The sequence below is a fragment of the Clostridium prolinivorans genome, assembly GCF_004011155.1.
Taxonomy (GTDB): Bacteria; Bacillota; Clostridia; order Clostridiales; family Clostridiaceae; genus Clostridium_AT; species Clostridium_AT prolinivorans.
Genome location: NZ_RJWG01000004.1, coordinates 106,697 through 119,553 on the forward strand (window position 1 = coordinate 106,697; position 12,857 = coordinate 119,553).

The 12,857-nt window shown below is 26.3% G+C and carries 14 protein-coding genes; 1 reads left to right on the forward strand and 13 read right to left on the reverse strand.

From position 1 onward, the window contains the following. Window position 1 precedes the first annotated feature (1 nt). From kduI to EGD97_RS05715, 6 genes are all read right to left on the reverse strand, one after another. Window positions 2–832, reverse strand: a complete 831-nt coding sequence (gene kduI, locus EGD97_RS05690; protein WP_127836738.1) for a 5-dehydro-4-deoxy-D-glucuronate isomerase — start codon at window positions 830–832, stop codon at window positions 2–4. Between the two features lie 156 nt (window positions 833–988). After that, on the reverse strand, window positions 989–1,978 hold the full coding sequence (locus EGD97_RS05695; protein WP_127836739.1) for a LacI family DNA-binding transcriptional regulator: 990 nt from the start codon (window positions 1,976–1,978) through the stop codon (window positions 989–991). Between the two features lie 27 nt (window positions 1,979–2,005). Beyond that, window positions 2,006–2,551: a phosphatase PAP2 family protein gene (locus EGD97_RS05700; RefSeq protein WP_127836817.1), complete on the reverse strand. Its 546-nt coding sequence runs from the start codon at window positions 2,549–2,551 to the stop codon at window positions 2,006–2,008. Then, a complete protein-coding gene (locus tag EGD97_RS05705; RefSeq protein WP_127836740.1) occupies window positions 2,526–3,206 on the reverse strand; it encodes a DedA family protein in 681 nt (226 codons plus the stop codon). Before EGD97_RS05705 ends, EGD97_RS05700 begins: the two co-directional genes overlap by 26 nt. A gap of 253 nt (window positions 3,207–3,459) precedes the next feature. Beyond that, window positions 3,460–3,876: an EamA family transporter gene (locus EGD97_RS05710; RefSeq protein ID WP_127836741.1), complete on the reverse strand. Its 417-nt coding sequence runs from the start codon at window positions 3,874–3,876 to the stop codon at window positions 3,460–3,462. A gap of 103 nt (window positions 3,877–3,979) precedes the next feature. Continuing rightward, window positions 3,980–4,555, reverse strand: coding sequence for a phosphatase PAP2 family protein (locus EGD97_RS05715; RefSeq protein WP_127836742.1), 576 nt, complete (start codon window positions 4,553–4,555; stop codon window positions 3,980–3,982). Window positions 4,556–4,926: 371 nt separating this feature from the next. Here EGD97_RS05715 and EGD97_RS05720 point away from each other — a divergent pair, with 371 nt between their 5' ends. Next, window positions 4,927–6,081 (forward strand): MGDG synthase family glycosyltransferase, encoded by a 1,155-nt coding sequence (locus EGD97_RS05720; protein ID WP_127836818.1) that lies wholly within the window; start codon window positions 4,927–4,929, stop codon window positions 6,079–6,081. A gap of 197 nt (window positions 6,082–6,278) precedes the next feature. Here EGD97_RS05720 and EGD97_RS05725 read toward each other — a convergent pair whose 3' ends face one another. The 7 genes from EGD97_RS05725 to EGD97_RS05755 form a co-directional block, all read right to left on the reverse strand. Continuing rightward, window positions 6,279–6,953 carry a LysE family translocator gene (locus tag EGD97_RS05725; protein ID WP_127836743.1) on the reverse strand — a complete coding sequence of 225 codons (675 nt, stop codon included), beginning with the start codon at window positions 6,951–6,953 and terminating at the stop codon, window positions 6,279–6,281. 2 nt (window positions 6,954–6,955) lie between these two features. Continuing rightward, window positions 6,956–8,332: a sensor histidine kinase gene (locus tag EGD97_RS05730; RefSeq protein ID WP_127836744.1), complete on the reverse strand. Its 1,377-nt coding sequence runs from the start codon at window positions 8,330–8,332 to the stop codon at window positions 6,956–6,958. Between the two features lie 2 nt (window positions 8,333–8,334). After that, on the reverse strand, window positions 8,335–9,015 hold the full coding sequence (locus tag EGD97_RS05735) for a response regulator transcription factor (RefSeq protein ID WP_127836745.1): 681 nt from the start codon (window positions 9,013–9,015) through the stop codon (window positions 8,335–8,337). A 70-nt stretch (window positions 9,016–9,085) separates the two neighbouring features. Next, a complete protein-coding gene (locus EGD97_RS05740; protein WP_127836746.1) occupies window positions 9,086–9,487 on the reverse strand; it encodes a PepSY domain-containing protein in 402 nt (133 codons plus the stop codon). A 255-nt stretch (window positions 9,488–9,742) separates the two neighbouring features. Continuing rightward, window positions 9,743–10,615: a DUF1002 domain-containing protein gene (locus EGD97_RS05745; RefSeq protein WP_127836747.1), complete on the reverse strand. Its 873-nt coding sequence runs from the start codon at window positions 10,613–10,615 to the stop codon at window positions 9,743–9,745. A 215-nt stretch (window positions 10,616–10,830) separates the two neighbouring features. Continuing rightward, window positions 10,831–11,649, reverse strand: coding sequence for an ABC transporter ATP-binding protein (locus tag EGD97_RS05750; RefSeq protein WP_127836748.1), 819 nt, complete (start codon window positions 11,647–11,649; stop codon window positions 10,831–10,833). Between the two features lie 203 nt (window positions 11,650–11,852). Next, on the reverse strand, window positions 11,853–12,857 hold the full coding sequence (locus EGD97_RS05755) for an ABC transporter ATP-binding protein (RefSeq protein WP_164850166.1): 1,005 nt from the start codon (window positions 12,855–12,857) through the stop codon (window positions 11,853–11,855).

Consider the following 12,857-nt stretch of genomic DNA (forward strand, 5'->3'; position numbering starts at 1 on the left):
ATTATCTTAAATCTTTAGTTTGTATTGTATCCATATCATCAAAAGTTTGATTTTCTCCAACCATTCCCCAGATAAAAGTATAATTTTTAGTTCCAACACCTGAATGTATTGACCAGCTTGGTGATATCACTGCTTGCTCATTTCTCATAACTATATGTCTTGTTTCATCAGGTGTTCCCATTAAATGAAATACTACACTATCTTCATCCATATCAAAATATAAATAAACTTCCATTCTTCTGTCATGTGTATGACATGGCATTGTATTCCATATGCTTCCCGGTTCAAGTATAGTCATACCCATAACTAATTGACAGCTTTTACAAACTGCAGGATGAATATATTGATTTATTGTTCTTTTATTACATTCTTTATCGCTTCCCGCTTTAACTTTATTAGCCTTTTCTAGATCAATTTTTACAGTAGGGTAACTTTTATGAGCTGTTCCACTATTTAAATAAAATTTAGCAGGATTATTTTTATCTATACTTTCAAAACTTACTTCTTTAACTCCCATTCCAACGTAAAGTCCATCTCTTGAATTTAATTCATATTTTTGTCCATCTAATGTTACTACACCAGCACCACCTATATTTATAACTCCAAGTTCTCTTCTTTCAAGAAAATAATTACAACCTAATTCTTTACTTGCTTGTAAATATAATGCTTTATCAGTAGGTACAACCCCTGCAATAATTATTCTGTCTACATGACTGTATACCATCTTAATTTCACCTGGTACAAAGAGATCTTCAATTAAAAAGTGTTTTCTCAGTTCAGATGTATCATACTTTTTTACATCTTCAAAATGATTTGCGTATCTAACATCCATAGTAAACCCTCCCATTATATAAAAAATATTAACAGCACCACTTCGTTAACGTTAACAAAAATTTCTTAAAAAAATAAACTTTTTATATCATCTTTTTTCGTTAACGTTAACATAATTAAATTATATACTTACTTGAGTAATCAGTCAACACTTTTGCTAATTTTCTCCACAAGATTTTCTTATAACTAGTTTAGGCTTAAGTATTACTTCTTTAATATTGGCCTCTTTATTTTTTATTTGATTTATAAGTATCTGTGCAGCTGTTTTCCCTAATAGATAATCATTTTGATCAACCGTAGTAAGTGGTATAGGCAGCATAGATGATTGCTCAATATTATCATAACCTGCAACTCCTAAATCTTTTGGAACACTTATATTATTTATGTAACAATATTTCATTACTCCCATAGCAACTGTATCATTTATAGCAAATATACTATCTACATTTTTATTTATAAGTTGCCCTGCTAAATTAAAACCATCTTCAAAAGTAGCTTTACTATTTGTAATTATGTTTTCATCAAATTCAATATTATACTTTTTTAAAACATCTTTATAAGCTCTAAATCTTTCATTAGATGCAGTAGACTTTTTATCTCCAAGTATAGCACCTATTCTTCTATATCCTTGATTTACCATATGTTCAATTATTTTAGTTCCGCCATAATAATTATCATTTCCAACAAAGCTGACTTTTAGGCCTTTGGCAATGTTATCTGCCATAACAACTGGGATTTCTGAAACAATATCAATATAGTCTTCTTTACATGGTTCGACAGGTAATATTATTATTCCGTCTACCCTTCCTTCAGAAAGAAAATTTAAATATCTCTTTTCGTTAGATTTTTTTCTATCACTATTACACAATATAAGTCCGCAATCTTCAGACTCTAAATAAGAACTTACACCTTTACTCACATTTGCATAATATTGATTTGTTACATCTGGTATTATAAGACCAATCATATTTGTTTTTTTTGTAATTAAACTTTTCGCTGCCCAATTTGGTTTATAACCAAGTTCTTCACAGGCCTTTAAAATCTTTTCTTTTGTCGACTTAGATATTTCTGTACTGTTATTTAAAGCTCTAGAAACCGTCATAGCAGAAACTCCACAATACTTTGCTATATCTTTTATATTTACCATTCTAAATCCTCCTTCTATTTAATCTTTTTATATTTCAGAATAATCTTTTAAATAGTTTTTCCTCATAATTATCAGCACTATTTTTGAACATAATAATCCTAAAATAATACCTGCCATAACATCTGTAGGATAATGTACATACAAATATAATCTTGAAAATGCTATAATTGCTGCCAATGAAAAAAATCCTATTGAATATTTTTTAAAATATTTGGATAAAACTCCTGCTACTGCAAAAGAAGATGTTGTATGTCCAGAAGGAAATGAGTATGATAAAGGTTTTGTTATTAAAAGCTTAGCTGCTGGTATATCTGCCGATGGTCTTACACGCTGAATTACATGTTTTAAAATACCTTCTCCTAAAATTGTACTTAAAACTAAAGCACATAAAGAGATAAAACCTATATTTCTGTATTTTTTATTTATAATTAAAATAACTGATATAATAATCCATATAGCTCCTCCATTACCTAGAGATGTAAATAAAATCATAGCTCTATCCATAATAGAGCTATGCATATTATATTTTATATAAAGCAATATAGAATTATCCAACCTCTGTATTAAAGACATCATCTTCACCGTCGCCGCCTTTTTTTATTTTTTCTTTTATAAACACTATTACTCCTGGAAGTAATGATATAACTATTATTGCAATTAACACATAAGAAAAATGTTCTTTTATAAAAGGCAGATTGCCAAAGAAATATCCCATACCTAAAAATAAGCTTACCCAAAGCCCCCCGCCAATCATATTGTAAGGTATAAATTTAGAGTAATTCATTTTTCCAATACCTGCTACAAAAGGCGCAAAAGTTCTTATTATAGGAATAAATCTTGCTATTACTATAGCTAATGAACCATATTTTTCATAGAATGTTTGAGCCTTTTTTAAATACTCTTTATTAACAAATTTCACTTCTTCTTTTTCTAATATTTTATTTCCTATTTTCTTACCAATGTAATAATTTAAAGTATCGCCAAGTACTGCAGCAGCATATGCTACAACTAAAAGAGTAAATATATTCATTGCTCCTATAGCTGCAATTGCTGCAGCTGCAAATAGCATTGAATCACCTGGTAAAAAAGGTGTAACTACCAACCCTGTTTCCAAAAAAATAATTAAAAATAAAATAGCATATGTCAGCATTCCATACTGCTGAACTATTAAACTTAAATAGCTATCAATATGCAATATCATATCAATAAAATTACCTAAAATGCTCATATTTTTCTCCTTTCGTTATTAAATAAATTAAATTTTTATTTTTTATTTACTATATATGATTATTATCCCACAAAAGTATTTTTTCTTAGAATTTACTACTATATGTTGAAGTAAATCAATAATAAACATACTACTCATTATATAGTGGAAATTTATTTACAATTTATTGCGGTTTAATCACTATATTTATTATTATAAATATTATAAATTAAATTTAAATTAAAATGTTTTTAGATTTACATTAAAATTTTATTTACTTCCATATCATTACAAAAGTTCCTGCAGTTATAAGCAAACCTGCAATTAAAGTCTTTGCTGTAAATTGTTCTCCTAATATTAAATAAGATAAAATCAGTGTAAGTACTATACTTGATTTATCAATAGGTGCAACTTGTGATACATTTCCTAAAGATATAGCCTTATAATAAAATAACCACGATAAACCAGTTGCTAATCCTGATAAAATTAAAAAAATCCAACTTTTTTTAGTTAAACTTGCTATCCCACTTTGTGCTCCTGTTGCGAATACTATATTCCACGCTAATATTGTTATAACAACAGTTCTAATTGCTGTAGCCAAATTAGAGTCTACTCCTTTTATACCTATTTTGGCAAGAATTGATGTTAATGCCGCAAACACTGCTGATAATATAGCAAATAATTTCCACATATTTTTGCCCCCCTCATAAAAAATATTTATTTATTATCTATTTTACTATGTAAGCCTTAAATTTACAGTTCATATATAAGTATTACAATAAAAAATTTTAAATTTATTTAATATGTTGATATAAGAAAATAATTTGTCCTAAATAACCTTTTCCTATAATTATCAATACTATTTTTGAACATAATAAGCCTAAAATAATTCCTGCTAAAACATCTGTAGGATAATGTACATATAGATATAATCTTGATAATGCTATTAAGAATGCTATTACAATAAATAATAATTCATATTCATGAAAATATATAGATAATACTTTTGCAACAGCAAAGGAAGATAATGTATGTCCTGAAGGAAAAGAATATGATAAAGGTTTTGTAATTAAAACCATATTATTACATACTATATTACATGGCCTAACCCTTTTTACAATATGTTTTATTATCCCTTCTCCTATTGTGGTGCTTATAATCAGTGTTAATATTACTAAATTTACAGTAGTTTTGTATGGACTATTTAATGATAAAACAATAGCTATTATAACCCATATAGTTCCTAAATTTCCCATAATAGTAATAACAGGCATTAATATATCTAAATATTTGTTTTTTAAATATTTGTTTATAATAAATAATACATAATTGTCTAAAGTATTTATTTTTCTTGAAATATTTAAATACATACAAACACCTTCCTTAGTTAAATAAAAACAATTTTATTATACTTTAATTTATTAAAATAACTAAATATTGCTAAAACTATTTTCATTAAAGTATATTTTCATTATAAATGTTGCAAATTAAAATTAGATTAAAATAGTTTTAGATTTATATTAAGATTTAACATATTTATAAAACCACTTCAAAAAATTTACATCTATAACTTATAGAAATATATTATATATTTAATGTAATTTTAATTTAACTTTAATTATTATTTAAACTTAATTATATAAAATAATAATTAAGTTTTTAATAAAAAATGTACAAGTTTTATAAAAATCCGATGCTGAGCTTAGCTTGTTCAAATAAACTTAGAGAAAGGAATAAAAATATGATTAAAAATATACTTATTATTTCATCAAATTTTACAGGTAATGGACACAAAAGTATTGCAGAATCTTTATCCGAAAAACTCTCTGAAAATAAAAATATTGAATTTCATATCATAGACGGATTTTCACTTGGTGGAAACATATTGATAAAAGCAGGAAAATCATATGGTCCAATTACAAGAAAATCTGAAAGTCTATGGGAACTAATATGGGATATATCAACTAATAAACCATCACTAATTAATGAAATATTTGAATTTAAAATAAAAGATAATCTTTTAAAGTTATTAAAAAAGATTAATCCAGACTTAATTTTAACATTGCATCCTAATTTCAATGGTTCAATTATAAATATACTAGAAAAAAATAATTTAAAAATACCTGTAGTTACACTTATTGCTGATTTAATAAATATATCTCCACTATGGGCAGATCCTAGAGCTTACTATATTATAAGCCCTACTGAAGAAGCTCGAGATAAATGCATTTCTTTTGGTGTTTCTCCTGAAAACATAAAAGTTCTAGGTTTCCCTGTGCGTTCAAGGTTTTATAATTCTTCTTATATTTATGAAGAAAAGGTTGTATATAATAAAAATAAACCTTTTAGCTGCTTAATAATGAGTGGTGGAGAAGGTGTCGGTAATATGAAAAATATAGCTCAAATTCTTCTTGATAATTTTAATTGTACAGTAAAAATTGTGGCAGGACGTAACTATTCATTAAAGAATAAATTACAAAAATCTTTAAAATTCAAATATAATGACAGAATTGAAATATATGGTTTTACTGAAAATATACAAGAATTAATGCAGTCTAGTGATATTGCATTTACTCGTGCAAGTCCTAACGTTATGATGGAAGCTATAGCTTGTAATGTACCATTAGTTTTAACTGGTGCACTACCAGGACAAGAAAAAGACAACCCCTTGTTTGCTGAAAAATATAATCTTGGAGTTATGTGTACAAATTTAGAAAATATTAAAACTACCGTAAATAATTTAATTGCAAATAATGGTGAAAAGCTAAAAGATATAAAAAATTCGCAAAAAATTTATAATAACCCTCATATAGCTGAAATTATTGTAAACTTTGTTTTAAATATAGATACTTATCAATACAAAATTCAAAATAAATCTTCTATTTTTGTTTATTAAAAATATATTAAAGCATAAAATTTAATAAATAATCTTTACTTGAGCTTTATAAAAAACCTAAAATTTATATTTTAAAGCTCAAGTAATTAGTTAGACTAAAAAATATTCAAGCAAATTTTTAAAAGGTATTCAATTGTAAAAAGCTTTGTAAGATAATCTGATTAATACTCTCAAACAATGATTTGTAGTTTGCTATCTTATTTTACTAAAAAATAAGATAATTTATATAATCCATTTACTATAAACCCTATCCCAAATAATACTATGACATAAGAAAGTATATTTTCAAATTTACCTGAAACCTTAGGTGTAGTAAACTTCTTACCATGAGATGCTAAAAAATTAATAGTAAATAAGCTTATGAACATACCACATAACATAAATAGAGCAAATATAAAATAAACAAATTTCCCATAACTTCTCCATATTCTTATTACAGTACTACTCAAAGTTAACCAAAAAAAATGAGTCATGGGATTTGAGAAATTTACTATAAACCCTGTAAATAAAGCACGTGAATTTGAATTTTTTTCAACTAATACTTGTTCTTCTTTTTGGGGCTTGCTTCCTTTACTTTTCTTTAAGGCTTTATATCCAATTAAAAATATTATAATTCCAGAAATTATCCAAAAAGATACTTCTAGTATTTTATTTGTTTCAATTAACTCAAGAAGACCAAAGTTAATGAGTATAACATCAATCGCATCTGCAATTAAAGATCCTGCTGCTACCTTAACTCCTTGTTTAAAACCTTTTGAAATAGTCCATCTAACAGATTCAAAACCTGCAGGTCCCATAGGTATTGCAATTGCTATACCAGTTAATAAACCTGTATAAATCGCTCTTATAATTAATATATTGTTTATATCCATTACTACCACCTCTCTAGAATTACAGATATAGTTGTTCCTTTGCCTTCTTCACTTTCAACTTCTATAATTCCGTTATGCATATCAGTAATCCATTTTGCTATAGAAAGTCCTAATCCTGTTCCACCTTTTTCTTTAGATCTTGATTTATCTACAGTATAAAATCTATCAAATATATTTTTAATTTCATCTTTAGGTATACCTATGCCATTATCACTAACAGTAATTTTTATACTTTTATTATATAGTTTTGAACTTATATCAATTTTACTTTTATCTTTAGTAAATTTTATACTATTATCAATAAATATCCTTATCATTTGCTTTATCATTTTATAATCTGCATACACTTTTACTGGATCATTAAAACTATTTGTTATTATTCTATTTGGAGCTATTAGTTTACTTTCTGATACTACTTCATTAATAAGATCATTAAGCCAAAATTCTTTTTTATCTATTTTTTGATTTCCGCTATCACCCTTTGCAAGAAATAAAAGTTTTTCAACTAAACTTGCCATATTGTCTGTTTCCAGTTTAATAGCATAAATTGATTTTTCTAAAGCTTCTTTATCATTTTTACCCCATCTATCTAAAAGATTAGCATATCCTTGAATAACAGCTATAGGAGTTCTAAGCTCATGAGATGCATCAGATACAAATTGAACCTGCCTATTAAAAGATTCTTGAAGTCTATCTATCATTTTGTTAAAAGTATCTGCAAGTCTTTTTAATTCATCTTCTGGACCTTTTACCTCAATTCTTTCTTTTAAGTTATTTATACTAATATTTTCAGCAGTTTTAGTTATGTAATCTATTGGTTTTAGCATTTTTTTACTTACTATGTATCCTAATATAATGGAAACAATTATACCCATAAAATCTGCTATAGCCATTATTATAAACAAAATCTTCATAAAATCATATTCATTGTCCATATCTTTTACTATTTGAATATAAAATGTACCATTAGCATTACTATTTATTTCAACATTTTCATACAATAAATGTTTCCCTTTTGTTTCTATCTTAATTATTTTATTATAAGGTTCTCTTAATCTAATTTTATAGTTAAATCTATCTGAAGAATTAATTATTTTACCGTTATAATCTGTTATTTTTATATGTATATTCTCTGTTATAGGTACTTCCGAAATAATTTCTTCATTTGATAAGTCTATATATTGATTTTCAGCTGTAACCTTACTTACTATTATAGATTTAATATCAATTAACTGTTTATTAGCTTGACTGTATAAATAATATTTTATACCATATAAAATTGAAGCATTTAGTAATAATAACACTAAAGAAAACATAAAAGCATATATTAATGTAAGTTTTACTGAAATTTTAGCATTTTTAATAATTTTCAAATTCATCATTAATCACCTTTAATAACATATCCTACTCCTCTTATAGTAGTTATGAGTTTATCTTCAAAGCCATCATCAATTTTACTTCGTAAATATCTTATAAAAACATCTACAACATTAGTATCTCCCGTATAGTCATATCCCCAAATCTTCTCAATTAGCTGTTCTCTAGTTAAAACTACATTTTTATTTATTAAAAGCATTTCTAAAAGATCATATTCTTTTTTAGTAAGCTCAATATCTTTTCCGTTTCTTTTAACCTGATGTGTTCTATTATTCATAACTACATCTTTAACTCTGATTTCATCATTTTTATTTACTATAAATTTATCCCTTTCATATACCCTTATTCTTGCTAAAAGTTCTTCAATTGCAAAAGGCTTTGTAAGATAATCATTAGCTCCTGAATCTAAACCTATTACCTTATCAGATATATCACTTTTAGCAGTCAGCATTATTATAGGTACCATTGAAAATTCTCTTATTTTTCTGCAAACCTCTATACCATTAATACAAGGGAGCATTACATCTAAAAGAATTAAATCATACTCATTTTCTTTTGCATTTTTTAATCCTTCTCGTCCATTATGTACTGTATTTACATTATATCCTTCATGAACTAATTCCATTTCAATAAACATTGCCATTTGTTTTTCATCTTCTACTAACAAAATACTAAAATCCCTCATAGTCAGCACCTCCATAATAAAATAGTGAGCTAATTGCCCACTATTTGTAATTATAGTATATAGCTTTTATTTAATTTTTTCTATGATTTTCTATTTCATTTCTATGATTTTCTCTATTTTCATCTTTTGATTTTTCATTATTTATACATATTATTCCTCCACTTTGAGAATCCAATTTAACTGTTTGAAGCATGTTTTCTTTATCTTTAATTTTAAACTCATATTCATAAACAGCTTCTTCAAAATTTAATTCTTTTTCAACCTTAATAACTTCACCAGGTACCTTTTCTAATGCAATTTGCTGTAACTTATCCTGAGTATACTTTATATTGTTTTTCGCTTTTGAATAAATGACTCCAGTTATTGTTCCAGTAAATACTACAATAATAATAATGCAGAGAATTAAAGTTCTTATTATTCTTTTTTTATAATTTTTACAAAATTCTTTTGCTTTAATAAAAATATTTACCATTATTTGTTTCCTCCTTTAATTATGAATATAATTTTTATATTTGCGACTATAAAGCTCTTCCTTTTATTTTTAAATAGTAATTTATTTAAATTAAAAAATATTAAAATTAAGATTAAAATTAAATTAAAATTATAAAAATTTATAAATATATATGATATTTACCTGTAAAAACAATATAAAAGCTCCGCTCATTATCTAAATGAACGGAGCTTTTATACTTCATATTTATATAAATTTAATTACTTTTAAGACAATTTATCCGAATATCTTTGAAAAAAAGCTTTTGATTGCATCAATAAGTTTTGTAAAAAAACTTTTAGTCTCTTCACTGGATAAAACTTCTTTTAACTGATTTGAAACTTGATTTAACTGATCTTTTATATCTGCAAAATTTAAATTTAATCCATTTATTTTATTCATAAGAGCTGTTATTTTGTCTATATCTTCATTGCTCAAATTTAAATTATAATTATTTATAACATTTAAAACTATATTTTTTACCGCCTCTTCAGTTTTAGGTTTATCTTTTATTACTTGAGTTTTTATATCATTTATAACTTTTGCAGCTTCATCTTTACCTATTTTATCACCTAATTCTGCTGTAGTAGAAAGTTCTTCATTTGCTACTTCTTTTTTATTTTCATCAATTTTACTTCCACCACTGCTATTTTCAAAGCCTTTTAAAATTCCAGTAAGAGCAGCTGTACCAGAAACTTTAATAGGAGCCGATACTTTAACATTAGCATTTTTTATTCCTGCTGTAATAAGTGCATTTTTTATCATATCATCAGTTACCCAATACACATTATTTACAGTTACATTTAATCCACCACTTGAGGTTGGCTCTATGTAAGAACAAGATATAGATTTTGTCCCTATCTTATCTATACTTGCTGTCCCTTCTAGATACTTTCTTTCCTCATCTATATTAACTTCTATTATATTAGCAGTATTTTCATCAACTCCAAAGTATTTAAGCATATCCTTCTTTTGATTTTCAGTAAGGTCTCCACCTAAAGTTACAACTTTATATGCATCTGCATAAACTTCTTTTAAAGGAACAGATACAACTAAAAGTGTAGCCATAAAAATTATCAATAATCTACTAAAAGTTTTTTTAGTTTTCATATTATAAACACCTCTCTAACTTTAAATTTTTATGTCATATATTATTATATCAAATTATTAGAGTTTTTACTGATTTATGTAAGCATTAAACTATATTTATAAATTATCTTTCTGCTTAAATGAATAATCACTTGCTTTTTCATAAATACTCATTAACTACAAAAAATTAAGTGTAATTAGATTTGACTTTACACAAAACTAATTACACTTCCAATCTATCCTACTGTTGATAAATCCCACGGCTCATAAATTTTAGGTACATCACTTATAAGTCTTTTAGTGTACGTTTCTTTTGGCTTTAATATAACTTCATCAGCACTGCCATATTCAACAAACTTGCCATGCTCCATTATATAAACAACATCAGATACATAATACGCAAGTCCTATATCATGAGTTATAAAAACAATTGTCATATCATTTTCTTCTCGTAGTTTTAAAAGCATATCTAGTATTGTTGCTCTTGAACATGCATCTACCATAGAAGTAGGCTCGTCTGCAATCAAAATTTCTGGTTTCAAAAGAAAAATTCTTGCTATCATAAGACGTTGCATCTGTCCACCTGATAATTCAAATGGATACTTATTGGTAAGCTCTGAAAATTTTAAATTTACAAAACTACATGCCTCTGTCATAAGTTCAATCTTTTTTTCTTTTGATAAATTTTTCCCACCCCTCATATTTATACAATCTAAAAGTACAGAATCTATTTTATAAAACATATTAAACGACGCAAAAGGATCTTGAAACACAGCTTGTATACCTTTCCAATAATTTTTTTTCTTTTTGTGTGAAGATATATCCCTAAGATTTCCATTAAAATAAATTTCTCCTTCTGTTACACTTGTAAGTCCTAATATCATCTTAGCTAATGTTGTCTTCCCACTTCCACTTTCTCCAACTATAGAGATAACCTCTCCCTTAGCAAATTCAAAATCTACATGGTCTACAGCTAAAGTTCTAGTTTTGTTATTGCCATATATTTTAGTAATACCTTTCCCGCTTAAACACGGAATTTTTCCCCCATTACTCATAGCCCTAACCTCCCTATATAATCCTTTATTTTATTTATTCAGTAGTTTATTTTTTAAGTTTTTATTTGTTTAATTTATTAGCTTATGTTAATTCTTTTATTTTATCAAAAGCTGTTTTTTTATTTTGAATCTTTTATAATACAACTACATCTTATATACATCATATTAACCAAAACAACTTAAGTTTTCTTATTATTTTAAAATTATTTATACTCCATCTCTCTTAATTCATCAACTGAATATATACAACAATACATTCTACCATTATCAAATTCTTTTTTAGATATTTCTTTATCTCTGCACTCAGTTTTTACATATTTACAACGATCAGCAAATCTGCAGCCTTTAGGAGGATGTTTTAAATTTGGGGGGGTGCCTGGAATTACAGAAAGTTTGCTACTTTTCATATTTTCTTCAGGAACTAAAATCGACCCCATAAGTCCTTTGGAATATGGATGCATAGGATCAAATACTATTTCTTTTGAATTTCCTTTTTCTATAATCTGACCTGCATACATAACCATGATTTCATCTGTTACATTATAAAGCAAAGGAAGTTCGTGAGTAATAAAAATCATAGACTTTATAAGCCCTTTTTCCATTAAGCTTTTAAGCATTTTTATTACCATTTTTTGAGATGTAACATCTAGAGCTGAAGAAGGTTCATCTGCAATTAATACCTTAGGTGAAAGTATAGTTGAAATAGCTATGACAGTACGTTGCTTCATACCTCCAGAAAGTTCAACAGCATGTTTATTAAGCACTTCAGAAGGGAGTCCCAAAAGTTCAAATCTTTCTCTTGCAAGATCATATATTTCCTTCTTTTCAGCTTTTGGATTGTGAGCACGAATAACATCTTCAATCAAACTTAATATTTTCTGAGTAGGATTTAATGCATTCATAGCTGCCTGTGGAATATATGCTATTTCATTTCCTAAAATTTGTTTTCTAACATCATCCGGATTCATACTTGAAATATTTCTTCCATCTATAATAATATCTCCACTTATGTAATGAAGCGGTGAAAAATAATATCCCATAAGACTAAGTGCCAAAGTGGATTTACCGCATCCTGATTCCCCTGCTATACCCAAAGATTTCCCTTCTTCTATTTTTAATGAAACGTTATTAACAGCAAAAACATCTTCTCTTTGCCTTGTTATATATTTTGTATTTAAATTATTTACTTCAAGCATTACTTTTCCCAT